This window comes from Enterococcus mundtii, from assembly GCF_013394305.1.
Taxonomy (GTDB): domain Bacteria; phylum Bacillota; class Bacilli; order Lactobacillales; family Enterococcaceae; genus Enterococcus_B; species Enterococcus_B pernyi.
In genome coordinates, this window is record NZ_AP019810.1 from 2,028,996 (window position 1) to 2,055,656 (window position 26,661).

At 40.0% G+C, this 26,661-nt stretch carries 22 protein-coding genes and 1 other annotated feature; of the genes, 14 read left to right on the forward strand and 8 right to left on the reverse strand.

Annotated elements, in window-relative coordinates:
• Positions 1–46: 46 nt before the first annotated feature.
• On the forward strand, positions 47–598 hold the full coding sequence (locus HZ311_RS09765) for a CDP-alcohol phosphatidyltransferase family protein (RefSeq protein WP_010736407.1): 552 nt from the start codon (positions 47–49) through the stop codon (positions 596–598).
• A gap of 373 nt (positions 599–971) precedes the next feature.
• The gene (locus tag HZ311_RS09770) at positions 972–1,343 is read left to right on the forward strand and encodes a DUF7006 family protein (protein WP_019723867.1); all 372 of its coding nucleotides are present in this window, start codon (positions 972–974) and stop codon (positions 1,341–1,343) included.
• Positions 1,344–1,609: 266 nt separating this feature from the next.
• Here HZ311_RS09770 and HZ311_RS09775 read toward each other — a convergent pair whose 3' ends face one another.
• Entirely contained in the window at positions 1,610–2,557 is a 948-nt protein-coding gene (locus HZ311_RS09775) for a LacI family DNA-binding transcriptional regulator (RefSeq protein WP_041684367.1), read from the reverse strand.
• 73 nt (positions 2,558–2,630) lie between these two features.
• Here HZ311_RS09775 and HZ311_RS09780 point away from each other — a divergent pair, with 73 nt between their 5' ends.
• Entirely contained in the window at positions 2,631–3,446 is an 816-nt protein-coding gene (locus tag HZ311_RS09780) for a Cof-type HAD-IIB family hydrolase (protein ID WP_023519054.1), read from the forward strand.
• 166 nt (positions 3,447–3,612) lie between these two features.
• On the opposite strand, the gene HZ311_RS09785 is transcribed toward HZ311_RS09780, so the two are convergent.
• Positions 3,613–3,873: a metal-sensitive transcriptional regulator gene (locus tag HZ311_RS09785; RefSeq protein WP_010736403.1), complete on the reverse strand. Its 261-nt coding sequence runs from the start codon at positions 3,871–3,873 to the stop codon at positions 3,613–3,615.
• A gap of 171 nt (positions 3,874–4,044) precedes the next feature.
• Between HZ311_RS09785 and HZ311_RS09790 the strand changes: the two genes are divergently transcribed.
• From HZ311_RS09790 to nagE, 4 genes are all read left to right on the forward strand, one after another.
• Entirely contained in the window at positions 4,045–4,356 is a 312-nt protein-coding gene (locus HZ311_RS09790) for a rhodanese-like domain-containing protein (RefSeq protein ID WP_010736402.1), read from the forward strand.
• A gap of 3 nt (positions 4,357–4,359) precedes the next feature.
• Entirely contained in the window at positions 4,360–6,015 is a 1,656-nt protein-coding gene (locus HZ311_RS09795) for an FAD-dependent oxidoreductase (protein WP_023519055.1), read from the forward strand.
• Positions 6,016–6,253: 238 nt separating this feature from the next.
• Positions 6,254–7,036, forward strand: coding sequence for an LPXTG family cell surface protein Fms3 (locus HZ311_RS09800; protein WP_023519056.1), 783 nt, complete (start codon positions 6,254–6,256; stop codon positions 7,034–7,036).
• 270 nt (positions 7,037–7,306) lie between these two features.
• Positions 7,307–9,301, forward strand: coding sequence for an N-acetylglucosamine-specific PTS transporter subunit IIBC (gene nagE, locus HZ311_RS09805; protein WP_023519057.1), 1,995 nt, complete (start codon positions 7,307–7,309; stop codon positions 9,299–9,301).
• A 76-nt stretch (positions 9,302–9,377) separates the two neighbouring features.
• Here the strand turns inward: nagE and HZ311_RS09810 are convergent, their stop codons facing one another.
• Positions 9,378–9,698 carry a heavy metal-binding domain-containing protein gene (locus HZ311_RS09810; protein WP_010736398.1) on the reverse strand — a complete coding sequence of 107 codons (321 nt, stop codon included), beginning with the start codon at positions 9,696–9,698 and terminating at the stop codon, positions 9,378–9,380.
• 193 nt (positions 9,699–9,891) lie between these two features.
• Here HZ311_RS09810 and dhaM point away from each other — a divergent pair, with 193 nt between their 5' ends.
• The 3 genes from dhaM to dhaL are packed head-to-tail and all read left to right on the forward strand — an operon-like array spanning position 9,892 to position 11,895.
• Complete coding sequence (dhaM, locus tag HZ311_RS09815) at positions 9,892–10,290, forward strand: dihydroxyacetone kinase phosphoryl donor subunit DhaM (RefSeq protein WP_010736397.1); 399 nt, start codon at positions 9,892–9,894, stop codon at positions 10,288–10,290.
• A gap of 1 nt (position 10,291) precedes the next feature.
• Positions 10,292–11,275: a dihydroxyacetone kinase subunit DhaK gene (dhaK, locus tag HZ311_RS09820; protein WP_010736396.1), complete on the forward strand. Its 984-nt coding sequence runs from the start codon at positions 10,292–10,294 to the stop codon at positions 11,273–11,275.
• Between the two features lie 14 nt (positions 11,276–11,289).
• Positions 11,290–11,895, forward strand: coding sequence for a dihydroxyacetone kinase subunit DhaL (dhaL, locus tag HZ311_RS09825; RefSeq protein WP_010736395.1), 606 nt, complete (start codon positions 11,290–11,292; stop codon positions 11,893–11,895).
• 144 nt (positions 11,896–12,039) lie between these two features.
• Here the strand turns inward: dhaL and HZ311_RS09830 are convergent, their stop codons facing one another.
• On the reverse strand, positions 12,040–12,879 hold the full coding sequence (locus tag HZ311_RS09830) for a hypothetical protein (RefSeq protein ID WP_071866597.1): 840 nt from the start codon (positions 12,877–12,879) through the stop codon (positions 12,040–12,042).
• Positions 12,880–13,234: 355 nt separating this feature from the next.
• Positions 13,235–13,438: a binding site (T-box leader), on the forward strand.
• 96 nt (positions 13,439–13,534) lie between these two features.
• Here HZ311_RS09830 and tyrS point away from each other — a divergent pair.
• The 3 genes from tyrS to tyrP all read left to right on the forward strand — a co-directional run bounded on the left by tyrS (position 13,535) and on the right by tyrP (position 18,619).
• Positions 13,535–14,791 carry a tyrosine--tRNA ligase gene (tyrS, locus tag HZ311_RS09835; RefSeq protein ID WP_010736393.1) on the forward strand — a complete coding sequence of 419 codons (1,257 nt, stop codon included), beginning with the start codon at positions 13,535–13,537 and terminating at the stop codon, positions 14,789–14,791.
• 290 nt (positions 14,792–15,081) lie between these two features.
• On the forward strand, positions 15,082–16,956 hold the full coding sequence (gene tdc, locus HZ311_RS09840) for a tyrosine decarboxylase (protein WP_010736392.1): 1,875 nt from the start codon (positions 15,082–15,084) through the stop codon (positions 16,954–16,956).
• 244 nt (positions 16,957–17,200) lie between these two features.
• Complete coding sequence (tyrP, locus tag HZ311_RS09845; protein WP_023519059.1) at positions 17,201–18,619, forward strand: tyrosine-tyramine antiporter; 1,419 nt, start codon at positions 17,201–17,203, stop codon at positions 18,617–18,619.
• Between the two features lie 516 nt (positions 18,620–19,135).
• Here tyrP and HZ311_RS09850 read toward each other — a convergent pair.
• From HZ311_RS09850 to HZ311_RS09865, 4 genes are all read right to left on the reverse strand, one after another.
• Complete coding sequence (locus HZ311_RS09850) at positions 19,136–20,152, reverse strand: LacI family DNA-binding transcriptional regulator (RefSeq protein ID WP_023519060.1); 1,017 nt, start codon at positions 20,150–20,152, stop codon at positions 19,136–19,138.
• Positions 20,153–20,216: 64 nt separating this feature from the next.
• Positions 20,217–21,227: an aldose epimerase family protein gene (locus HZ311_RS09855; RefSeq protein WP_010736388.1), complete on the reverse strand. Its 1,011-nt coding sequence runs from the start codon at positions 21,225–21,227 to the stop codon at positions 20,217–20,219.
• Positions 21,220–21,885: a beta-phosphoglucomutase gene (gene pgmB, locus HZ311_RS09860; RefSeq protein WP_010736387.1), complete on the reverse strand. Its 666-nt coding sequence runs from the start codon at positions 21,883–21,885 to the stop codon at positions 21,220–21,222. The genes HZ311_RS09855 and pgmB overlap by 8 nt, the downstream gene beginning before the upstream one ends.
• Positions 21,878–24,172 carry a glycoside hydrolase family 65 protein gene (locus HZ311_RS09865; protein WP_137071977.1) on the reverse strand — a complete coding sequence of 765 codons (2,295 nt, stop codon included), beginning with the start codon at positions 24,170–24,172 and terminating at the stop codon, positions 21,878–21,880. Before HZ311_RS09865 ends, pgmB begins: the two co-directional genes overlap by 8 nt.
• 284 nt (positions 24,173–24,456) lie before the next feature.
• Between HZ311_RS09865 and HZ311_RS09870 the strand changes: the two genes are divergently transcribed.
• Positions 24,457–26,619 carry a PTS transporter subunit IIBC gene (locus tag HZ311_RS09870; protein ID WP_023519062.1) on the forward strand — a complete coding sequence of 721 codons (2,163 nt, stop codon included), beginning with the start codon at positions 24,457–24,459 and terminating at the stop codon, positions 26,617–26,619.
• Positions 26,620–26,661: the final 42 nt, after the last annotated feature.

Below are 26,661 nucleotides of genomic sequence, written 5' to 3' on the forward strand. Positions count from 1 at the left end.
AAGTACGGTAAAATAGATGAAATGACATTTTGGGAGTTGTTAAGTAATGAATGGAGCATCTGATTGGCGAAAAGAAATTCGCACGATTCCGAATCTACTATCGATTATAAGAATTCTTTTATTGCCTTTTTATTTGTATTTTATGAGTAAGCAAGCTTTCTATCTGGCTGGATCGATCATCCTCTTTTCAGGAGTCACAGACTTTTTAGATGGATATATCGCCCGAAGATTCAATCAGATCACAGAACTTGGAAAAGTTCTTGATCCAATCGGTGATAAGTTGACCCAATTGGTCTTAATCATCTCCATGGCATGGGAACGTCCGTATATCTGGCTCGTTTTAGCTTTATTTATTGTGAAAGAAGCATTTATGCTGATTGCTGGGATCGTTGCTTTGCGTAAACAGGTCAAATTAGATGGAGCAAAGTGGTATGGTAAATGGGCGACAGCTGTGATTTATGTAGGGATGATCCTGTTATTGCTTTTCCCAACGATTCCTGAAGGATGGGTCATGGTGATATTTGCAATCATTACCTACAGTTTGGCTCAGTCCTTTGTTTTATATGCTTTGGAGTATCGTAAACTACTGAAGCGCTAGGTAGTTTGGTGTATCTTATTGTTGTAACAGCGAATGAGAAGAGTACCGTTGCAATTTAAGTGAAGAATTTATCGAAAATCAATCGAAGTCAAAACTGGCTGAGATTGATTTTTTTTAGTTTAAGATAAAAAAAATCAACTGAATGCAAAAAAATAGCTGGTAATATGCCGAAGCATAGACGTAGCAATGATTCAAGAGTAAATATTTCAAGGAGTTAGGCAATATGTGAAGTTGAAATTACACAGAGAAGACTATATGATTTTATTATAATCTATTCGAGAAACAGGTAGTTCACAAAAAATAAGATCGATTCAATCAGTCATATGTACATATTTTAGGTTTTACTATCAATCATCAGAAGGAGAGGTAATTTATGAATTTATCGAATATTCAATCTAGTGAAGAATACTTAAAACATTATAGAGAATTTATGGAAAACTGTTTTTCCATCAACTATCCACTTTTAGCTTCTTTTTACAAAGAACTTCATCATCGTTTTTTAGAGGTCGTCTCTCAAAAGGACGGACCTGTGTTTGAACAATTACAAGAGCTGTTGGGGATCGATGCACAGCTACAGATACTTTACGAAATGGCGGAATGTATCGAATCGTTGAAATTAGAAATGAATGAAGAGAAAATCATTGAAATGATCAAGAGAGATAGCTTTTCTTTTTATAGAGAACGGATAGGGTTAACGAAGAAAGATCCTATTCCGCGCGGATTGATCTATCTGAGTGAAAAATAGCCAGTCAATCTTACAGCTATTTCTCTATCAAGGGAAAAGATTCGACATAGTTTTTAATACACATAATCAGCGACTGTTTGTTTAGTAGAACATCTCTTTTGTCCTATTCTTGTGATAATTATCATGTATTCTAGTATGGATTGGATTTTAATATACAGAAAAGCTGTGACCTAAGTGTTCAGCCCTGAGAAATAAGCGTGAAACCCAGAAAATTCCTCTTGGAATTTTTGAGGTCTCACGCTTATTTCTGAAGGAGCTACTTCACATTATCGCCAAATAATTACTGGATCTTCTGCTTCCACGATCCTGTCACTCTGGGATAAGAGAAAATCTACTGCGGAGGCGCCGATTTTTTTAGGGGAGAAATCAATAGTTGAAAAGGCTAATATCTCACTATATGGTAGATTTCCTTCACCTATGACAGTGAAATCTTTTTTATGAATGAATCCTGCCTGTTTCATTCCTGAAATTACACCGGCTGCTGTATCATCGCCATTGACATAGATTACCTCTGGAATAGAGGCGAGAGTTGTGATCTCTATTGCGAACGCATAGCCATCTGCATAGGTTTCGATACCAGTGAAATAGTTTTTTCCTTCAATCGCTTTTCCAAAATACATTTCATAAGCAGTCAATTTGTTTTTTGTGGTCTGGCTTTGTGAGGCACTGCGTTTAGTAGTAAAGATGACCCTGGAAATACCACGGGTATGCAGGGTAAGAAACAATTGATCATACACTTTTTTTCGATCTGGATAAATCATGGCAAGGTCGTCATTGTCCATCTTTTCAGTTGAGACGATTTTTCCTTTGAAGCGAAGAGGTTCAAGTAGTTCATCAATTTTTGTTCGTGACGTCAGAATAAGACCGTCGATCATTTTTTGCTCTAGTAATGTGTAATAGTGACTCTCCGTCTCCTTTTCATAATAAGTAGGAAGTAATAATACTTGATACCCTTTACTTTTTGCCTGATACAAGATACTGTCCACCAACTGATTATAACAAGAACTGTTGTTAGGCAAGGTAACACCTAAAGTATAGGTTTCTCCTTTACTCAATTTTACAGCATTGCCGTTCACCACATAGTTCGTCTCTTCAATAACGGATTGGACTTTTTTTCGTAAATCATCGGATACGTAACGGTCATTATTTATCACTCTGGAAACGGTAGATTTGGATACTCCTGACATTTTTGCGATCTCTCGAATCGTAACGATGGGATTTTCCTCCTTTTCTCTTGACTTGGGACGCGTCCCAGTAGGTATACTTTTTCTGAAAGGTGGTAATGGAATGACAATCAAAATGATCGCTGTAGATATGGATGGTACATTTTTGAATGATCAAAAGAAATACAATGAAGAACGCTTTAAGAAACTTTTTGACTTACTACAGGAAAAAGAAATAAAGTTTGTTGTAGCAAGTGGAAATCAATATTTCCAGTTGCGTTCATTCTTCCCTGATCTTTATAAAAGTATAGCATTCGTAGCAGAAAATGGGGCAAATATTTTAATTGGTGAAGACCATGTGTACAATGCAGAATTACGTCCTGAAAAAATCGTTCAGACATTAGATGTATTGGAAGAGTTAGCGCCCATGAACTTGATCTTATGTGGGAAACAGAGTGCCTATCTCTCTAATACGGTTTCTAAGGAATTGTTTGAACGTGCAAGTTTTTACTACCCGAAGCTTGAAAAGGTAGAAGACCTGTATACGTTAGCTAAGGGAGAAGAAACGATTTTCAAGTTTGCTTTATCCTTCAATGAGCAAGAAGTGGCAGAAAAACTAACTGCCTTAAAGCATTCTTTAGGAGAGGGATTGATACCGGTCTCTAGTGGTCATGGAGATATCGATTTGATCATCCCTGGTGTCCACAAACTAAACGGGTTACGCTTGTTAGGCAAAAAATGGGGAATCAACGAGGATGAGATTGCTACGTTTGGCGATAGCGGGAATGACTTTGAAATGATCCAACAGATCAAGCACAGTTTTGCTATGGAAAATGGACAGCCCAAGATCAAAGAAGCAGCTACGACGATTATCGGATCAAATAATACAGAGGCTGTACTCGATACGATCCAAGCAATTGTAGAAGGGAAATATACGTAACTTAGTGGTGGCAAATTACCGAAACATTGAGCTATAAGAAATAAGGCATCATCCACGAAAATTGTTTTTCAAATTTTTGTGGATGATGCCTTATTTTTCAAAGAGGTTCCATTTGTTTCCGCCGTTTATTCGGTTTTAAGTAGTGTGAGATAGAAACTTGCTGCGTTTATTTTTTGATGATCATATTGATGGCTTGTTCCATTTTTTTTGCTTGTTCCTCCACACTGTTTTCTGGATGCTCCAAGCAGTTTTTTAAATTTTCGGCAACGATCATCCCCATGACACGATCAATACTCGAACGAACAGCGCTTAATTGTGTAATGATATCCATGCACTCTTTTTCCTCGTCAATCATTTTTTGGATACCACGAATTTGTCCTTCTGTACGTCTCAAGCGATTTAGAATTGTTTTGTTGTCAATAGTCATCATAGAACCTCCCACTCTTTTTTTGCAAATAATACCCTATATAGGTATTATTTGCAAATGAAAACTGCAACTTTTTGAAATTAAAAGTTTTAATGGTTGACATAATCACATTTATCGTGTTGAATATACCCCAGTAGGTATATTTTTCTAAAAAAAGAGGAGAGAATGAAAATGGGATTATTTCAACTTAGTCAATCAATAACAGTAAAGGATTTGCAAGATAAATTAAAAGAAAACATCCAATTGATCGATGTTAGAACACCGTCTGAATACCGAGGTGGGCATATTAAGCAAGCGGAAAATATTCCTTTACACCGTATTAGTACGTATAATGGGGATAAACAAGCACCAGTATACGTTATTTGTCAGTCAGGAATGCGTAGTAAGCAAGCGACGAAAGAATTAAAAAATCTTGGTTATCAGGCAATCAATATTCGTGGCGGGATGAATCAATGGTTTGGGGAAAAGATTGGAGGAAGATAAAAAATGAAATTTGTGATAATTGGCGGTGTTGCTGGAGGGATGTCTGCGGCCACTCGTTTAAGACGACTGCAAGAAGATGCAGAAATCGTTGTTTTTGAAAAAGGGCCCAATGTTTCTTTTGCTAATTGTGGCCTTCCTTACTATCTTTCTGGTGAAATCGATGAAAGAGAAAAGCTCTTGATCCAAACACCTGAAAGTTTAGCTGCACGCTTTCGTCTGGACGTTCGAGTGAAGCATGAAGTCACAGCGATTTTTCCAGAAACAAAAGAAGTGGAAGTTTCTCATGGAGAGGAATCCCGCAAAGAAACGTATGATGCCCTTTTGCTTTCTCCAGGAGCTAAACCCTTTATACCTGAGATCACAGGCTTGTCTGAGGCAAAAAATGTATTTACTGTGAGAAATGTTCCAGATGTTGATGCTATCATGGAAAAATTAGAGGAACAACCTCGTAAAGTGGTAGTTATTGGCGCCGGTTTTATTGGGATCGAAGTAGCAGAAAATCTAAAAAAGCGTGGATTGGATGTAACGATCGTCGAACGGACTCCGCAAGTCGTACCGACGTTGGATGAAGAGATGGCTTCTTTTGTACAAAAAGAATTAGAAAATAATGATGTTCAAGTTTTAACAAATTGTGCTGTTACTAGTTTTGAAGAACAAGGAAACATGCTTCGTCTAGAAAATGGCGAAATGTTAGAGTCAGATTTGACGATTCTTTCGGTGGGAGTCCAACCAGATAGTCGCTTAGCTGAGATGGCAGGTTTAACGTTGGGATTACGTGGCGGTATCGTTGTGGATGAGCATTATCAAACAAGTGATTCGGCAATCTTTGCAGTAGGAGATGCGATTGTCGTGAAACATCAAATCACGAAGGAACCTGCATTGATTTCTTTAGCTTCGCCTGCGAATCGACAAGGACGACAAGCTGCTGATAACATGGCTGGGCGGCCACGCCTGAATCAAGGCAGCCTTGGAACGGCTATTGTTCGAGCATTTGGTCAGACAGCTGCCTCCACAGGTATCACTGAACGACAAGCAAAAAAAGCAGGTTTATCTTTTCAAGTCCTCCATGCTTCAGGTAAAGATCATGCTGGCTATTACCCTGGTGCAACGGACTTGTTGTTGAAATTGATCTTCCATCCGGAAACTGGGGAAATCTATGGAGCTCAAGGAATCGGTCAAAAAGGGATAGATAAACGAATCGATATTCTTGCGACAGCCATTAAAGGGCATTTGACAGTCTTCGACCTGCCAGAGTTAGAACTGACTTATGCACCGCCTTTTGGTTCAGCGAAAGATCCAGTAAATATGCTAGGCTATATTGCGATGAATGTCATCGAAGGATTGAGTGAGATGATACAGTGGCATGAATTGCCAGAAGAATTAGCACATGGGAAACAATTGCTTGATGTTCGGAATAAAGAAGAGTGGCAGAATGGTTATTTCCCAGAGGCCATTCATATTCCTTTATCTGAATTACGTCAACGATTGGACGAATTGGATAAAGAGCAAGAATATATCGTCAGTTGTCATAGTGGATTACGTAGCTACTTAGCAGAAAGAATCTTGAAACAAGCGGGATTCACTGTGAAAAATTTAGATGGCGCTTTTTCTCTGTACCAAGCCGTCAGACCAGATGAATTATGCTATCCTCAAGGGTAGAACTTGAGGGTGTGACCGACGAGCTTTGTAAGGGAAGTAGTAAGCTTGGATGATCGTTTTTCTATTTTTAGAACTTGGCGCTTTTTTAGGCTATTTTTTTGAAGGATAGGAGCTGACGAATGACAAAACTCCAACCTTTCATCGATACAACTAGACAGAATACGTCAATTGTTTATAGGCGATTCCTCAGTTTTTTTCTATAATGAACAACTAGTGAAAATGAAAGGGGATGGCAGAGATGCACAAAATGAAAAAAGTACTTTTTGCTGCACTGATCGCCAGCAGTTTCTTTCTTTGTCAGACAGTCAGGGCAGATTCAAGTCAGCCACCATCAGAAACCAGTGAGTCACAGATCCAGGAGAGTCAGGAGCCACTAGACTCGTCACATACACCTCCTAACGAAGCTGATCCATCAGATTCGACTCGCTGGGAGAAGTTGGAGCAACAACGTAAAGAATTGGAAGATACGTTGGAACAAGCGAAACAACAACTTATCGAAAAACAAAAGGAAATCGATCAAACAGTGAACGATTTAGCAAATCAAGCAGTGAGTGATCGCGATGAGTTAGCTGAGAAAATAGCTGAAGAGCGAGAAAAAGCCGAATTAGCAAAACAAAAAATAGCATCTGCGACCCAACGGACAACCGAAGTACAAACGGAATTGCAAGATTTAGCAACGTCTACGGTTGCGTCAGTGGATCAGACACAAGCGGATATTCAAGCAGCTCGTACGGAAATCCATGAAAAAGCAGCAGAAGCTCAAGCGGCAATGGCCGATTTCGAAGCAAGAAAAGCGGATTTGTCTGCCAGTATCGAAAGAATCAAGGCGACCTTACATTCCGCCGGAAAACGGTCGGTAGAAGCGGGGACAGTTACTAAAACAGAAACAAAAGTAGTGGAAGAACAACCCGCGAAGACATTACCAAAAACGGACGATCGCCGGTCAATTTATTTGTCAGTGATTGGTAGCTTGTGCTTGCTGGTTGTTTTTGTCGGTGCTGTGTATCAAAAAAGAGTTTGAGTGTGATATCTCAAACTCTTTTTTTGTTGTTTGAAAATAACGGATTGATTATTGGTATATATTTATTTTGAAAAATAAATGGTCGGATAATAGATTTTTCCGTTCGTTTTCGTTGCTTTTACTGGTTTTTTAAATGTATTCAATCAATGCTTCCTATTTTTTTGGATAAATGGTATACTCGTTTTATTGTTTTTAGATATTTTCTAGAAAATTTACAAAAATAACGATAAACGCTCTTTCACGAGCGGAGAGAAAATAGGAGTGGAAAGAATGAAAGCATATATGCAACGAATGGGTCGCTCATTGATGTTGCCAGTAGCAGTCTTACCAGCGGCTTCTTTACTGGTTGGTCTTGCGAATTGGTTCGTAGGAGTAGGCATCAGTAATGCGGGAACGACCTTCTTAATGAATGCGGGGCTAGCGATTCTTAACCATCTTGCCTTATTGTTTGCGGTGGGTTTGGCATTGGGAATGTCAAAAGACAAAGATGGATCAGCTGCTTTGGCAGGATTGGTCGCTTACTTGATCCCTCAAACCGTTTTATCTGCGGATTCAGTACAAGGATTATTGCATCTGGGAGATCTCACTGAAGTCAATCCGGCTTTCAATACAATGGATAACAATGTATTTGTTGGAATCGTGGCAGGATTAGTCGCTGCTGCGATGTATAATCGGTTTAGCCAAGTGAAATTACCTATGGCCTTATCATTTTTTAGTGGGAAACGCTTAGTTCCGATCATGTCTGCCTTGAGCATGTTGGTTATTTCTGCGATATTATTATTTATTTGGCCAACTGTTTATGATGTACTGGTTTCCTTTGGGAAGGGGATTTCTCAATTAGGGTTTGTCGGTGCAGGACTATACGGTTTCTTCAATCGTTTATTGATTCCAACAGGCTTACATCATGCACTGAATTCTGTTTTTTGGTTCGATGTGGCAGGTATCAATGATATTGGAAACTTTTTAGCTGGACAACAAGCGTTAGATAGTGGAAAAGCAATAATTGGGCAAACCGGTATGTATCAAGCTGGGTTTTTCCCAGTCATGATGTTCGGTTTACCTGCTGGGGCCTTTGCTATTTATCAAAGTGCACGTCCAGAAAAGAAAAAACAAGTCGCTTCTTTGATGCTAGCAGCCGGTTTTGCTGCGTTCTTTACAGGTGTGACTGAACCATTAGAATTTTCATTTATGTTTGTGGCGTGGCCGTTGTATGTTATCCATGCCATTTTTACAGGAATTTCATTAGCAATCAGTGCCTTTTTCCATTGGACAGCTGGTTTTGCTTTTAGCGCTGGTTTTGTGGATTACTTTTTGTCGTTGCAGAATCCAGTCGCCAATCAACCATTGATGTTGCTCGTTCAAGGAGTATTTTTTGCAGCTATCTATTATTTTGGCTTCCGCTTTGCCATCAACAAGTTCAATTTGATGACACCAGGAAGAGAAACAGAAATTGGCGAAGAGACACCTGATATTGCTACGGGAACTAATGAATTTAGCCAACTAGCTGCGGTGATCTATGATGCACTAGGTGGAAAAGAAAATGTAAAAGCAATCGACAATTGTACGACACGCTTGCGTCTGCAGGTAAAAGACACAGCAAAAGTAAATCAAGAAGCGATTAAACAAACTGGTGTCCCAGGGGTAAAAGTAATTGATCAAACAAATATTCAAGTCATTGTAGGCACACAGGTCCAATTTGTAGCAGACGAAATGACGAAACTCCAACAAGGTAGTAAGGTAGCGCAAGAGACCGCTCAATCAATTTCTCACCAAGATGTGCCGGTTTCTGCTTCAAAGACAAGTAAGGAAACATTTGAACTCTATGCACCGGCGCTCGGTAAAATCATTCCGATCACTGAAGTCGGCGATCCTGTTTTTGCAGAAAAAATGATGGGTGATGGCTATGCAGTCCTGCCGGAAGCAAAAGAAATATTTGCACCAATCAATGGAACGATCACTAGTATATTTCCAACGAAACATGCACTGGGGATCGAAACAGATAATGGGCTTGAAGTGTTGGTGCATATGGGAATCAACACGGTTGATTTACAAGGAGAACCCTTCACTCTTTATGTCAAACAAGCACAACGAGTGGAACGAGGTCAATTATTGGCAGTTGTTGACTTAGCGATGCTAGAAAAAGCAGGCAAACAAACAGATATGATCGTTGTATTTACAAATAGTGAGAAAGTTGAAAGTCTAACCATTGAAAAAAGACCGCTGGTTGAGGCGAATGAGGTGATTGGACAAGTCCAGTCATTGTGAAGCGTGTGTGAGTAATAAACGAGTGGAGGCCCTAGAAATTTGGCGGGTCTTCACTCGTTTATTTGTTTTGATTTTATTAAACCAATCGAACAGCCGTCCCGCTACAAGTGACCATCAACATCCCATTATCTGAACCTAAGACTTCATAATCCATCTTCATCCCGATGATCGCATTTGCGCCAAGTGCTTCTGCGCGTTGCGCCATTTCAGCTAATGCTTCTTCTCTTGCTGTCAATAATTCCCCTTCATAACTTTTTGAGCGTCCGCCAAAAACGTTACGAATCCCTGCACCTAAATCTTTTAAGACGTTGATTCCCGTAATGACTTCACCAAAAACAATTCCCTCATAAGACTCAATGACTTGATGTTCTACGCTATTTGTTGTTGTAATGATCATTTTGATCACTCCTTTCTTTAAGGAAAGTATAGCAAATATCTCTTTTTAGTCCTATCTTTATCTTCACATAAATAAAAAAACTATCGTTCATTATATCGCATTATTTCCATTACCCATAGGAGTTGATATATACTTAATATAGTATAAAGAAAACCCTTACAAAAAGGGTGCTGAACTGAAGGAGGGGAATTCGTTGAAGAAAAGTATCTTATTGCTTTCTCATAGTAAGAAGGTCACAGACGGCATCAAAGAGATGATTGAACAAATGCAACAAACCGATGACGTAGAAGTATTATCACTTGGCGGAATCGAAGAGGGAGAACTCGGTTCTGATCCGATGAAGATCGTTGATGCCGTCAATCAATCAGCCGATTCAGCTGCTTATTTTGTCTTTGCTGATCTTGGTAGCGCAGTGATGAATTCAGAATTGGCAAAAGATTTATTGGAGGAAGCCCAACAAAAAAACTACTACTTGGTGGATGCCCCCTTAGTAGAAGGAGCCTTTGCAGCTGCTATTACAGCAGGGACAACCGACAATATCGAACAAATCATAGAAGAAGCACGACAAGCAGGGAAGAAAGGGTGGATGTAAATTGAAAAAAATCATGAACGAACCTGGGGATATCGTAGAAGAAATGCTAGAAGGGATCGTAAAGAGTTATCCAGAGCTAGTACATCGTGTAGAAGATTCTCGTGTAATTGCGAAAAATCAGTTGAACGAACAAGTCGGGTTAGTTTCTGGAGGTGGTAGTGGACATGAACCAGCTCACGCAGGTTTTGTTGGAGATGGTATGTTAAGTGCAGCAGTTTTGGGGGATGTTTTTACCTCACCGACACCTGATCAAATCCAACTAGCGATCAAAGAAGCGGACCAAGGACAAGGTGTGTTATTGATCATCAAAAACTATACTGGAGATATATTGAATTTTGAAATGGCAAAAGAGTTAGCTGCTATGGATGAAATTGACGTCGAAGAAGTAGTGGTCGATGATGACATCGCGGTAGAAAACAGCACGTATACGGCAGGGAAGCGTGGCGTAGCGGGGACTATTCTTGTCCATAAGATTTTAGGAGATGCTGCCAAAAATGGCGCGAGCTTGACTCAACTGAAGGAATTAGGAGAGCGAGTGGTTGCTGCGACCAAAACAATTGGTGTCGCATTACGGGCTGCGACTGTCCCAGAAGTAGGGAAGCCTGGCTTTGACCTAAATGAAGACGAAATCGAATACGGTGTAGGGATTCATGGCGAACCAGGTTATCGTCGAGAAAAACTGCAACCCTCTAAATTGTTAGCGAAAGAGTTAGTCACGAAAATTTTGAGTGAATATACTGAAAAACCAAAAGAAGTCGGTGTCTTAGTGAATGGGATGGGTGGTACACCATTGATGGAACAATTTGTATTCATGAATGATGTGTTAACGTTGTTGAATGAAGAACAGGTGGATGTTACTTTCCATAAAGTCGGTGATTTGATGACTTCATTGGATATGCAGGGACTATCATTAACAATGGTTGACTTAACAGAAACCACTTGGAAAGAAGCTTTAACAAGTCACGTAGAAACGATTGCATGGTAAAGGATGATGAAAAAATGAAGTTGACGGTAAAAGAGATCCAAGCTTGGCTTAACCGCTTTGCTGAAGAGATCAAAGAGAAAAAAGCGTACCTAAGTGATTTAGATACCCCCATTGGCGATGGGGATCATGGGAATAATATGGGAAGAGGTGTGACAGCCTATGAAGCAGCTTTTCAACAGGAGGCACCTGACACTATCAGTGATACCTTCAAGATGTTTTCTATGGCAATGATTTCCAAAGTAGGAGGCGCCTCGGGTCCTCTTTACGGTTCTGCGTTTATGAATTTGATGAAAGCAACAAAAGGAGTAGAGCAGATCGATTCACAAGAACAATTAGGTGAGTTCATCCGTGAAGGAGCGAACGGCATCCAAGCAAGAGGAAAAGCGGAACAAGAAGATAAAACCATGTTAGATGTTTGGTTCCCTGTAGCTGAAGCACTAACCGCAGGGAATCTTACGAAAGAAGTAATTGAGCAGGCAAAAGAACACACAGCAGGATTAGTCGCGAAAAAAGGACGTGCTTCTTATTTAGGTGAACGTTCAATCGGACATATTGATCCTGGTGCGGCATCTAGTGCCATCTTGTTTACTACGTTATTAGAAATAATCGACGAAATATAAAAAAAGTTGGATAGAAGGATCTAACCTCGATAAATCAGGCGCCATCCACAGTGGTTTTAACCTTATGTGGATGACGCCTTTTTTAAAACCATTATTTTTTGGTCCGTCCTTTATCCTGTTTAAGGTGAGACAAGTGGTTGTTTGTTAGATATTCCCAATGCCACCGCCCAATTCTGGACGATTGATTTCATCAACCACTGAGACTGTTACCGTTTTTTCGACTCTTGGATCTTCTGTTACGCCAAATGTCACGGCAAATTCGCCAGTTTTGTTTGCTTCAATCGAGGAATGCTTCACGTAAACATTTGCCTTTTGTCCAAGGAGAGTCACGGCATTTGCGCCGGTTGCTTGGATCAGTGAGAGGTCATCCGTTTGACCTAACTGGACAGTTGCATCGAATGCTTGCAAAAAGAATCTGGAAGGAACGTAGTTATCCGAAGTGACGGTAAGATTGACAGTTTTAGTAAATAAACTTGAGTCTCCTTTGAGACCGAATGTAACAGTGTAATTTCCTGGCTCAAACTTGATTGTGGAGTGTTTGATTTCTACAGGCAAGGAATGTCCTAAAATATCAGTTGCCTTGGCATCAGTCATGATGATCAACGTTTGTTCGTCCAATTGGTCGATCGAGACAGTAGCATCCGATGCGTCGACAAAGTAAAGATTTTCTTGCTCGTTCCCTGCGTCATTAGTAACTGTGACTTGGACTGTCTTACGGATCTTTGGTTCTTCTTTGATCCCTAAAACGATTTGATACGTACCAGGGGTATCATTCACTACATTTGATTTCTTGATCACAACATCTACTGGAGAGCCGCCAGAAGTCAGCGCTTGCGCATTTGTTGCTTGAAGGGTAGCTGCTTCATCTACTTGCCCCACCGGAACCGTTGCATCCTCAGCAGTTAATTGATAAATACCATAAGTCGGACAGTCTTCAAGTTTATCGACGATAGTGACTGTGATCTCTTTTTCTACTGAAGACATGATGGTCGTGCCGATCGTTGCTTGATAGATGCCTGGAGTGTCTTGTACATTGGCTGACTTGATGATCGGAGGGACTTCTACGCCAATTGAATTTGTGATGCGGGCATGAGAGGCTGTTTGAGTTATTAACGTAACGACAATTATGTAATTAAAGAAAAAATGGTGCGTGCAATAAGAAGAACATTTTTCAACAGATTGAGCAATGGAATCAATAAAGGCTTCTTCAATTCAATCGATTTCCGCTTAGTTCAAGATTAAAAAACGATGTTATTTTTTGTCGTTCGAATGATCAAGAAAAATTTTTTTGTTGACAAAAAAAACAGTGCGTTCTAAGATAGGAGATAGATGAATAAGGAATTAGACGATGAATAAAACGAAGTAGTGGATAAAGCCAATGTTTCAGAAAGCTAGTGGTTGCTGTGAACTAGTACATGCTTTAGCGCGAATTACATTTTAGGAGTCTATGGCATGAAGCCACGCGACAGCGTTAAATGTTAGAGAGATATGTTTGGAAAACAAACATATAATTTGGGTGGTACCGCGAATTTTCGTCCCTTGACTTGATTGTCAAGGGATTTTTTTGTTGTCTGCCCGGTAATAAATGACATGCTGGCAGGGACCTGCTTTCATAAAAAAAGATATGGAGGGAAATGTTATGAATATTATTGATGAATTAACTTGGCGTGATGCCATTAACCAACAAACCAACGAAGAAAGACTTCGCGAGCTTGTTGAAGAAAAGAGTATCTCGCTTTACTGTGGTGTCGATCCAACAGGAGATTCGATGCATATTGGGCATTTGATCCCGTTCATGATGATGAAAAGATTCCAATTAGCAGGGCATCATCCATACATCCTGATTGGTGGAGGAACTGGAACGATCGGTGATCCAAGTGGACGGACAAGCGAACGTGTTTTACAAACGATGGAACAAGTCCAACATAATGTGGATGCATTATCGAACCAAATGCGCAAACTTTTTGGGAAAGATGCCAATATTACATTTGTGAACAACTATGACTGGTTATCAAATATTTCTTTATTAGAATTTTTAAGAGACTACGGAAAAAACTTCAACATCAATACGATGTTAGCGAAAGATATCGTGGCAAGTCGTTTGGAAGTCGGAATTTCATTTACCGAATTTACTTACCAAATCTTGCAATCGATCGACTTCTTGCACTTACACAGAACATACGATGTGCAATTACAGATCGGTGGAGCTGACCAATGGGGAAACATCACTGCTGGTTTAGATCTGATCCGTAAATTGGAAGGACCAGAAGCGGAAGCCTTTGGGTTGACGATCCCATTAATGCTAAAAGCAGATGGAACAAAGTTCGGAAAAACTGCCGGTGGTGCAATCTGGCTAGACCCTGAAAAAACATCCCCTTACGAATTCTACCAATTCTGGTTGAATCAAGATGATCGGGATGTTGTGAAATACTTGAAATTCTTTACTTTCTTATCACAAGAAGAAATCAATGAATTAGCGAAAAAAGTGGAGACAGAACCTGAAAAACGTGAAGCACAACGCCGTTTGGCAGAAGAAGTGACACGTTTTGTCCACAGCGAAGAAGACTTACAAGAAGCGCAAAAAATCACAGCTGCATTGTTCTCTGGAAATATCAAAGAACTAAATGCGTCAGAAATCGAACAAGGCTTTGGAAACATGCCGAATGTAGAGATTTCAAGTACCCCTGAAAATATCGTGGAACTACTTGTTTCCACAAAAATCGAGCCATCAAAACGTCAAGCGCGTGAAGATGTGTCGAACGGAGCTATAAGTATTAACGGTGATCGCGTAACCGATTTAAATTTTGTCATTGATCCAGCTACAGAATTTGATGGTAAATTCGTAGTGATCAGAAAAGGGAAAAAACGCTACTTTTTGGCCAAAGTAGTTGATTAGAATTTAGTAATTTTTTACCTTGTAAAAGGTCTATTCCATTACAAAATTCCAATTTTTGAAACTTATCCTAATAGTTACGCCGGTTGTCGTTAATACAATCATGAGGAGAGAATTTACATTTGTAAATTCCCTCCTTTTTTTAATTTTTATCAATTGTACCAACAATTCAAACAATTAAAAGCATTAAAATGAAATGAGAAAAATAGGAAAAGTGATATTTACAGAAATAAAAAACAGGTGTAATCTAAGCCTCGACAAAATTTAAAAAATTATTTTAGGAGGGTTTCTAAATGGAATCAAAGGTAAATGATTTAAATTTGAATGCACTATTCATTGGAGACAAAGCAGAGAATGGCCAAATCTATAAAGCTTTGTTAAATGAATTAGTGGACGAGCACTTAGGATGGCGTCAAAATTATATGCCACAAGATATGCCGATCATTACGCCGGAAGAAAAAAGCAGTGAAAGCTTCGCGCACACGATCAATAAAACAAAAGACGTGTTAGCTGAAATCTCTACGCGGATGCGTACACACTCTGTCCCATGGCATAATGCAGGTCGTTATTGGGGTCATATGAACTCTGAAACATTGATGCCATCATTATTAGCCTATAATTTTGCGATGCTATGGAATGGAAATAACGTCGCATATGAATCTTCTCCAGCAACAAGTCAAATGGAAGAAGAAGTCGGAATGGAATTTGCTACATTGATGGGGTACAAAAATGGCTGGGGCCATATCGTTGCAGATGGCTCATTAGCAAATTTAGAAGGTCTTTGGTATGCGCGCAACATCAAATCATTGCCACTTGCAATGAAAGAAGTGGCACCTGAATTGGTTTCAGGTCAAACAGATTGGGAATTGATGAATCTTTCAACTCGGGAAATCATTGATCTGTTAGATCAAGTGCCAGAAAAAATCGATGAGATCAAAGCACATTCTGCACGCAGTGGAAAACATCTTCAACAATTAGGTAAATGGTTAGTCCCACAAACAAAACACTATTCATGGTTGAAAGCAGCAGACATCATTGGTGTCGGACTAGATCAAGTGATTCCAGTGCCTGTGGATCACAACTACCGCATGGACATCAAGGAACTTGAAACAATCATTCGTGAATTGGCTGCTGAACAAACACCGGTTTTAGGTGTCGTTGGTGTCGTTGGTTCTACTGAAGAAGGGGCAATCGATGAAATCGATAAAATCGTTGAATTACGTCGCAAGCTAGAAAAAGAAGGCATTTATTTCTACCTACACGTAGATGCAGCTTATGGTGGTTACGGACGTGCGATCTTCCTTGATGAGAACAATGAATTCATCCCATTTGATCAATTAAAAGAAGTACACGCAAAACATCATGTCTTCACAGAAAATAAAGATTATCTTTTAGAAGAAGTACACCGTGCATATCAAGCAATTGAAGAAGCAGAATCAGTGACGATTGATCCACATAAAATGGGCTATGTTCCTTACTCTGCTGGAGGTATCGTGATCCAAGACATTCGTATGCGTGATGTGATCTCTTACTTTGCAACCTATGTATTTGAAAAAGGAGCAGATATCCCAGCATTGCTTGGTGCCTATATTTTGGAAGGATCAAAAGCCGGAGCAACTGCCGCAAGTGTTTGGGCAGCGCATCACGTACTACCGCTTAATGTGACTGGTTATGGTAAATTGATGGGAGCATCGATTGAAGGCGCACATCGTTTCTTCCACTTCTTGAACAATTTAACCTTCAAAGTGGGCGATAAAGAAATCGAAGTTCATCCATTGACTTATCCAGATTTCAATATGGTTGATTATGTATTCAAAGAAAAAGGGAATGACGATCTGGTAGCGATGAATCAGTTGAACCATGATGTGTATGACTATTCTTCTTATGTCAAAGGAAGCATCTATGGCAATGAATTCTTGACATCTCATACAGACTTTGCAATTCCAGATTATGGCAATAGCCCACTTCAATTTGTAAAACAATTAGGATTTACAGAGGAAGAATGGGAACGTGCTGGAAAAGTCACAGTCTTACGTGCCAGTGTCATGACGCCGTATATGAATAAAGCAGAACATTTTGAAGAATATGCAGAAAAAATCAAAGCAGCGCTTCAAAGTAAATTAGAAAAAATCTATGCAGATCAGTTAGTGGCAAACGAAACAAAATAAACGTAAATATTATGATGAGTGAAGAGAAAGCAAGTAGAATGAGCGCTCATTTCTCGTTCGAAACGAATAAAGAATGAGCCTCCTTTCTCTTATCAAATCTTTCATGTTGGAGTGCCTTTGAAGCTTGATGATCCAAGCAAAAAATACTCAAAGCACAAGTTGACCATACGTTTGCTTTTATTTGCTGTTAATGAAAAGTTTCAAAGACACGCCTATTTATTTCTTAATAAGGAGAGTGTCAAAATTGAGTAAAGCTCAAGTAAGTAAAATGGGGCTAGGGACATTCATTGGTTTGACCATGGCGCTATGTGCCACTGTTCGTAGTATCCCAACATTGTCAGCTGTTGGTTGGACATTGATTTTTTACACGATTTTTGCCGTCTTGTTTTTTGCTGGACCCATTTCAATGATTTCTGGTGAATTATCAACGATGCTGCCGCAAGAAGGAGGCCCGCAACTTTGGGTCAAAACAGCTCTAGGTAGTAAATGGGGATTTGTCGTTGCATGGTTGCTTTGGGTGCAAATGTTCCCAGGAATGGTCATGGTCGCTTCTACCTTAGGTCCATTGTTAGGGAATACGTTTGGGAACGCCGCTCTTGGCAACAATCACTACTTCGTTTTAGGGTGTATCTTGGTCATTTACTGGATCATCACCTTGCTCAACTTGAAGTTTGACATGGCGAAAGTTGGTGGGAATATTGGTGTTTGGTTGGGTGTTTATATTCCTGTGGTGATCATGTTTGTTTTGGGGATATTAGCGTTTTTCAAAGTGGGACTTGTTTCAAACGGCTATTTGGGGGATTTTTCATGGTCGAAAGCATTGCCTGATCTACAACACAGTGATTCATTGAAATATTTGGCAGGGATCACATTTATTTTTGTGGGAATCGAAATGAGCTCAGTGTATATGCCTCGTTTGAAAGAGGCAACGAAGAACTATACTAAAGGGGTCTTTATTGCATTGATCGGACTAGTTTTATTGAATGTCATCAACGCCTTGTTTGTTGCAAATGTCGTACCAGAAGGAAGAATGGAATTGGCAAACATCACACAACCAGTATTGATCTATTGTGATATTTTAGGATTGCCAACGATCATCGGTAATATCTTCAGCTTTATGGTCTTTATTGGTGTGTTATTACAATTGTCTGCTTGGGTAACTGGACCTTCTAAAACGATCATCCAAGTAGCACGTGAAGGATTCTTGCCACCAAAATTTGGCTTCCATAAAGAAAATGAATATGGTGTTTCAAGAAATGTGGTATTGACGCAATCAGTAGTTATTTCCCTCTTTGCGTTACTTTATGGCGTCATGGATGATGTAAGTGCGGTCTTTCTTACATTGACGAATGCAACAACAGTGATTTATTGCATCGTATATCTCTTGATCGCCATATCTTTAGTGAAAATGAGAAATAGCCATCCAGAATTGCCTCGTCCTTATCGAATCGGTAAAAAAGGAAATGGCTTTGCGTGGCTGGTTAGCTGTATGCTGATGTTGGCAATTATCGCCGTTGTTGTTTCAACGTTAGGAACTTCAACATTAGCGGATGCATTGCTTGTTGCGGTCATCGCAATCGTGATGTTCGTTATTCCGCTGATCATCAATCGCGTGAAGAAAGCAACTTGGTTGACTGAAGTTGAAGCAGACTTAAAAGAATAGTGGGGGGACTCCCTCTTAGAGAATATAAAACAACGAGGTTGTGACAGAAGTGTTCAGCTCCGAGAAATAAGCGTGAAACCCCGAAAATTGTTCTTCAAATTTTTGGGGTTTCACGCTTATTTCTGAAGGAGTTACTTCTGGAACACCGTTTATTCGGTTCTAGGGGATGCAAGATAACTCATATCCTGGGCTCGTTGTTTTTCTTAAAAAATCAAGAGCAAAAAATAGAGCCGTCTCAACTTTTGGCGAAGTAGACGTGCTCTAATGCTCTATCGATGCTATCTGCTTTGAACGGACTACATGGGGCATGTTAATGCATGCCTCTTTAACCACATTTTAAGAGATTTTTAGAAAGAATAGAAGAGATTTCTTTTTTTGCTTATTTCTAGTTAAATACAAATGTGGACTTATCGTTAGTGGATCAGTTGATTACTAGTAAAATAAATAGCAAAGTATCTTTTGTCCGAAGACAAGATGCTTTGCTATTTTTGTTTGATTTGCCTAGGAATGGATGCCCTATTCTTCTTTCAATGGAACGACCGTTTCGCGTTTGATCAAACGATGGGGGATCACTAAACGTACACCATTGCTAACTTCTTCATGGATCAGTTCTTGTAATTTTTGCATCGCGACTCGACCTAACTCAGAGATATCGATGTCGATACTTGTTAAGTAAGGATGCATCAATGTAGAAAAAATCGAGTTATTGAAGCTGATCATCGAAAGGGTTTCCGGGATGATATAGCCATACATTTGGGCGAGTTGCATCGTGCGTAAAGCAAAAATATCATCGATAACAACTAGCGCTGTCGCTTCAGCTTTTTTTAAGATCGTGTCAAAATCCAAGTAATCTTCAGCCTGTTCCAAGGTCACACTTGGATGGGCGTTCAGTCCTGCTAACATCATCGCTTTTTGATAACCGAAATAGCGTTCAAAGTATAAACTTTCATGTGTTGTATTGGTCACGAAAAGAATATTTTTATGGCCATTATCGATCAAAAATTCGGTGGCTTGCTTTCCTAACAGTTGATTGTCGTTATCAATGTAGATGATTTCGTTCTCATGATGGTATGGTTGTCCGATCAGTGTGAACGGAATCTGTTGTTCATAAAGATAATCGATGACTGGATCGTCACTATCGGAGTAGACTAGGATAAAACCATCAACTTGTTTTTGTAAATGCATCCGCTGAACGTTCTCTAATAAGACGTCGAAACTTTTTGCGGTAGCAATAGCTGTTGTCACACCGTGATGTCGTGCTTCTTCGTTGATTGCTTCCATGATTTCTAAATAAAACGGGTTGCCAAGACGCTCTTTGGAATCGAGTGGTGGAAGAATGACACCTACAGCGCTTGATACACGTTTACCAAGATTTCTCGCTGTGATATTGGGGACATATCCTAGTTCATCCATGATTTTTCGTACTTTCTTTTTCGTTGTTTCGGAAATACTTGGATGGTCGTTGATCACGCGAGAAACAGTAGATGTCGCTACGCCTGCTTTTTTTGCAACATCTTTCACTGTAATTGCCATAAGTTAAATCACCTTTCTTTTTCATCGTCCATCGTCTTGTTGAAACCAAGTTAAATAAAACTGGTTAAGTGAATGTACTAAATTCATAAGTTGTTTGGCTGACACGTTCTTGTCCAGGGCGTAGCGTAATCGAGCCAAACTCCGGGAAATGAACGATATCTGGTATTTCTTGTGGTTCGATCGCTAAGCCAAAATGAGAATGCATGTTTTGACCGTTGATCTGTAAATCTGCATCGAACCCAGTTGTAGAAAATAATACCATACTTTTGTTCGTAGTTGCTATATTCATTTGGCGACCGGAAGCTTCTTCTGATAAAGTTAAGCTATTTTTGGTGAGTTTAGGCGTATTTAATAAAAAAACGTCATCAAGACCTGAAGGATACTTGGATAAAATCTCTGTCAGTGTATTTGGTTCTTGAAAATTGATGGGTAAGTCCGCTTTGTCTAGTGTTTCCCCTGTAGGTAATTTGTCATGATCCAAAAGTAACAAGCTATCTAATTGAATCTGGAGTTGATGGGAATCAATATCACGTTTTCCATTTCCAGATAGATTGAAATAGGCATGGTTTGTCGGGTTGCAAATCGTTTCTACTACACTGTTAGCTTTAGTGATCATCACTAGTCTATTTCCTTCTAATTGATAGGTCACAGTCGCGGTGATTGGTCCAGGATAACCTGAAAATGTATCTTTTAAATAAAAGACGACACCCACTGCTTGAGGTGATTTGAATACTTCTACCTCCCAAAACTGAAAGGACCAGCCGTTTGTTCCGCCGTGGATATGATGGTTGCCATTATTTTTTTCTAGTTGGTGAGGGCCCCATTCACCATTTCTGATCCTACCTGCCACTGGACCAACCGTTGCACCGAAAAAACTATAATCAGATAAAACATCTTGAAGATTGTCGTAAGAGAGTAAGATATTTTCCATTTGTCCAAATCTATCTGCTGTGAATATTTGATGCAAGCGAGCGCCATAATTGAGAAGAACGACTTCTAGCTCGTCGTTCTTCAATGTGATTTTTTTTAGATTTGTTTGTTTGATGGGGAGGACAGAGATGCTTGGTTCAGACATCTTTGCGCCAAACGTGTTGTAGATAGTCGAGTGTTAACGAAGACGTATCAGCGACGATCGGAATGTCCTCCCCAAGATCTTCCTTGCGTCCAACTCCTACAGGATAAGCACCACTTGCGATGATCGCTTGGATGCCTGCTTTTGCATCTTCAATACCTAAACAATCAGTCGCCTCGAATCCGATTTCTTTGGCTGCTAATAAAAAGATATCAGGGGCGGGTTTGCCACTTGCTACTTTGCTAGGATCAGCAATCGCATCAAAGTAATCTGTTAGTTGCATTTTATCTAGTAATAATGGTCCGTTTTTACTAGCAGAAGCCAAGGCGATCTTGATGCCAGCTTTCTTTAATTCTGTTAATAAAGGAACAATACCCGGAAATACGTCTGTTGGCGTGATTTCTTGGATCATTTCTAGATAATACTCATTTTTACGTTTAGCTAAAGCAGCGAATTCTTCGTTTGAAAAGTCATTTTCTTTCTTGCCATAAGCAAGAAGCAATGTTAATGAATCTTCTCGGCTGACTCCTTTTAATTGTTCGTTGAAATTTCGGTCGATTGAAATCCCGATTTCTTCACCAAGTTTTTTCCAGGCGCGATAATGGAATTCTGCTGTGTCGGTGATGACACCGTCTAAATCAAATAGGACACCTTTAAACATGTGCATCGTCCTTTCTTAATGGAATCGTCAATTGATCTGTTAGCTCTTGTGCTTGTCCATACACAGTCAATTCCAGTGCCTCACCATTCAGTAATGTAAAGGTGACTTGTTCATCAGAAACAGCGATGAAAATCAAGCGACCGCGGTAATTGATATGGAAAGAATAGGCATTCCATGTGTTTGGTAAAAATGGTGCAAAAGATAATTCGCCATGGGCGGTTTTCATTTGTGCAAAACCTTGAACGATCGCTAGCCAACTACCTGTCATTGACGTGATGTGCAAACCATCTTCCGTATCATTGTTATAGTTATCCAAATCTAAGCGAGCAGTACGTTGGTACATTTCGACCGCTTTTTCTTCCAAGCCAAGTTCAGCAGCTAAAATCGCGTGGATACTTGGAGAAAGAGAAGATTCGTGAACGGTCATCGGCTCATAGAAATCAAAGTTCCGCTGTTTTTCTTCTTTGGTAAATTCTTCATTGAAGAAATAGATGCCTTGTAACACATCCGCTTGTTTAATGAAGCAAGAACGCAAGATCTTATCCCAAGACCATTTTTGGTTCAATGGCAATTCGCTAAGTGGTAAATCCGAAACTGGCATCAAATCTTTGTCTAGGAATGTATCATGTTGGACAAAAATTCCTTGTTCCTCATCGATCGGGTAGTACATGTTTTCGACAATATCTGCCCATTTTGCTAATTCTTCTTCGCTGATTTCAATTGTTGTTTCTTCTTTGAACGCTAAATAATTTTCACGAGTATAACGAAGGACCCAAGCAGCAATCGTGTTCGTGTACCAATTGTTATTGATATTGTTTTCGTATTCATTTGGACCAGTCACGCCGTGGATCATATACTTGTTTTGACGTTTGGAGTAATGGACACGATCCGCCCAGAAACGAGCAATCTCAGCCAATACTTCAAGTCCTTCATTTTTCAGATAAGAGGTATCGCCGGTATAATTTGTATAATTGTAGATCGCGTAAGCAATCGCACCGTTACGATGGATCTCTTCAAAGGTGATTTCCCACTCATTGTGGCACTCGACACCTGTAAAGGTCACCATTGGATAAAGCGCGCCTTTCAATCCTTGTTGTTGGGCATTGTGGATGGCTTGTGGTAACTGATTGTGACGGTATTTCAATAAATTTTTTGTGACTTCTGGGTCAGCTAATGCTAGATATAATGGCACGGCGTAAGCTTCTGTGTCCCAGTATGTCGCACCACCGTATTTTTCGCCAGTGAAGCCTTTTGGTCCAATGTTCAACCGTTCGTCTTCTCCGTAATAAGTAGAGAACAATTGGAAAAGATTGAAACGGATGCCTTGTTGCGCTTCATCGTCGCCTTCGATCACTACGTCAGCCAATTCCCACCGTTTTGCCCAAGCAGTCGTTTGTTCTTTTTTGGCTTCATCATAATGAGTAGTTAACTGATCAAATTCATCCATAAGTGTTGCCACTTGTTGTGCTTCAGGGATATCACGACTTGTCAAAACCAAGACTTCTTTATCCACGACCACAGGATCATTTGGTGTTAGATCATACGAGAATACACCTTGTAACGCTAATGTTTGTTCTTCAAATATAGGTGTTGTTTCTTTGCCGTTGATAAAATGACGCATGCCTGCAGTGACGGTGAATTGCTCAATGTCAAATGCATTAGGAATGGTCTTCGTTGTCAAATAACCGATCGAGTCTTTTGTGCCACGGTCGGTCTGATTCCAGAAATGCTCATCGTAGTTACTATCTTCATTTTGGACATTTCCATCCAGTTTCGAAACAAATTTTACAGTGGCAGAGCCGGCGATCAATTCAACCTTTACACGAATATAAGCCGCTTCGCTTTTAACAATACTCAAGAAACGTTCAAATGAGAAACGGACTTTATTTGTAGCTGTCGTAATCGCAAACTGACGAGACAAGACCCCGTTTTTCATATCTAATTCCCAAGAGAAATCTTCTGGATCTAGTGAAGCTAAGTCAATCAATTGGTCGTTGATGTAAATATCCATTGCAATAAAGTTGACTGCATTGATGACTTTTCCAAAGTATTCAGGATAGCCGTTTTTCCACCAACCTACACGAGTTTTGTCAGGGTACCAGATACCGGCTAAATAAGTGCCTTGGTGATGATCGCCAGAGTACGTTTCTTCGAAGTTTCCACGCATTCCCATGTAGCCGTTCCCAATACTTGTCAATGACTCTTGTAAACGTAAGTTTTCTTTATCTAATGTTGTCGTGCTGATTTTCCAAGGGTCGATCTGGAATAAGCGTTTGATTTGTTTCATGATTCTCCTCCTAAATGTTTCATTTCTTAGGTTTATAATAAACGCAACCGGTTGCGTCAGTCAATAGTAAACTGATAAATACTCAATCTTTTTTATTGGCGAACACTTCGCAAGGGGATAGAAAGCATCATTGCCCTAATATTTCTTTATAGTTCTTATTATATTAGCTGTATCATACTTTTGGATAAAAAAATAAATAAAATAAAAATAAAGCATTTACAAAAAAAGGAATAACCTCTATAATACGGATTAACGAAACCGATTGCGTAAAGGAGAGATAGAAATTGAAGAAAATGTTTAGTTTTGATTTTTGGCAGAAATTTGGAAAGGCTTTAATGGTCGTTGTAGCAGTTATGCCAGCTGCTGGATTAATGATCAGTATCGGGAAATCGATCCCATTGATCAACCCGAACATGGCAGCACTTGTCACTACGGGTGGCGTTCTTGAAAGTATTGGTTGGGCAATTATTGGGAACTTGCATTTATTATTTGCATTAGCGATAGGTGGTAGTTGGGCAAAAGAACGAGCAGGTGGTGCATTCGCTGCCGGAATCTCGTTTGTTTTGATCAATCGGATCACAGGAGCAATCTTCGGGGTCACAACAGAGATGTTAGCAAACGAAGACGCCTTCACACATACGTTGTTCGGTACACGAATCATGGTGAAAGGATTCTTTACGAGTGTCTTAGAAGCTCCTGCATTGAACATGGGGGTATTCGTAGGGATCATCGCTGGGTTCGTCGGTGCGATGGCTTATAACAAATACTATAACTACCGTAAATTACCAGATGCACTTTCTTTCTTTAATGGGAAACGATTTGTTCCTTTTGTAGTGATTCTTTGGTCAACGATCGTAGCTCTTATTTTGGCAGCAGTTTGGCCAGCTATTCAAGCAGGAATCAACAACTTTGGTTTATGGATTGCACAATCGCAAGATAGCGCACCAATTTTAGCACCATTTTTATATGGAACATTAGAACGGTTATTACTACCTTTTGGTTTACACCACATGTTGACGATTCCAATCAACTATACGCAATTAGGTGGAACATATGAGATTTTATCTGGCGCACAAGCCGGTACACAAGTATTTGGTCAAGATCCACTATGGTTAGCTTGGGCAACTGACTTAGTGAACCTGCGAGGTGCAGGAGACATGGCACAGTATGAATTCGTCTTGAACAATTGGACACCGGCACGTTTCAAAGTCGGTCAAATGATTGGTTCTTCTGGTATTTTGATGGGGATGGCGCTTGCGATGTATCGCAATGTCGATCCAGACAAAAAAGCAAAATACAAATCCATGTATTTCTCAGCTGCTTTAGCTGTCTTTTTAACAGGGGTAACAGAACCACTAGAATTTATGTTTATGTTTGCGGCAGTTCCACTGTATGCAATCTATGCAGTGATCCAAGGAGCAGCTTTTGCGATGGCGGATATCTTACCGTTGCGTGTCCACTCCTTCGGGAATATCGAATTATTGACGCGAACACCATTAGGGATCAAAGCAGGACTTGGCGGCGATTTGATCAACTTCGTCATCTGTGTCATTCTCTTTGGCGTAGTCACTTATTTCTTAGCAAACTTCTTGATCAAGAAATTCAATTTTGCGACACCAGGACGTAACGGGAACTATGATAGTGACAGTGAAGAAACAACCACTGGCACGACAACAGGAGCGGCGGATCAACAAATTATCCAAATCATCCATTTATTAGGTGGAAAAGAAAATATCAAAGACGTGGATGCTTGTATGACGCGTTTACGTGTAACAGTGGCAGATCGAGGTAGAGTTGGTTCAGAAGACGCGTGGAAACGTGCTGGCGCAATGGGCTTGATCGTCAAAGACAATGGTGTCCAAGCAGTTTATGGGCCAAAAGCAGATGTGTTAAAATCAGATATTGAAGATTTGTTGCAATCAGGCGCAGATATTCCTGAACCACAAATCAAAGAAGTCGTGATGGAAAAAGAAACAGCGACAGCAGCATTAGGGATCGAAAAAGAATTGTACGCAGTAGCCAAAGGAGAAGTGATTGCTTTAGCAGCGGTCAATGATCCAGTATTCTCACAAAAAATGATGGGTGACGGTTTTGCAGTCATTCCTGAAACAGATACGATCACTGCTCCAGTAACGGGTAAAATCGTTAGCGTATTCCCAACGAAACACGCCATCGGGATGGAAACAGCTGAAGGCGCAGAAGTACTGATCCACATGGGAATCGATACTGTCCAAATGGCGCAACCCGCATTTGAAGTATCTGTGAAAGAAGGACAAGAAGTCACACCAGGCATGCCGATTGCACGCATGGATCTTGCAAAAGTCAAAGAACAAGGAAAAGATACAACGATCATGGTTGTTTTCACGGATGATAAAGTGAAAGAAATTGCGATCACTACACTTGGTTCTGTTGAAATGGGTACAGAAATCGGAAAAATCAAGCTATAATAAATAAAAGAAGTGATCAGAGATTGTGACGAAAAAGCGAGA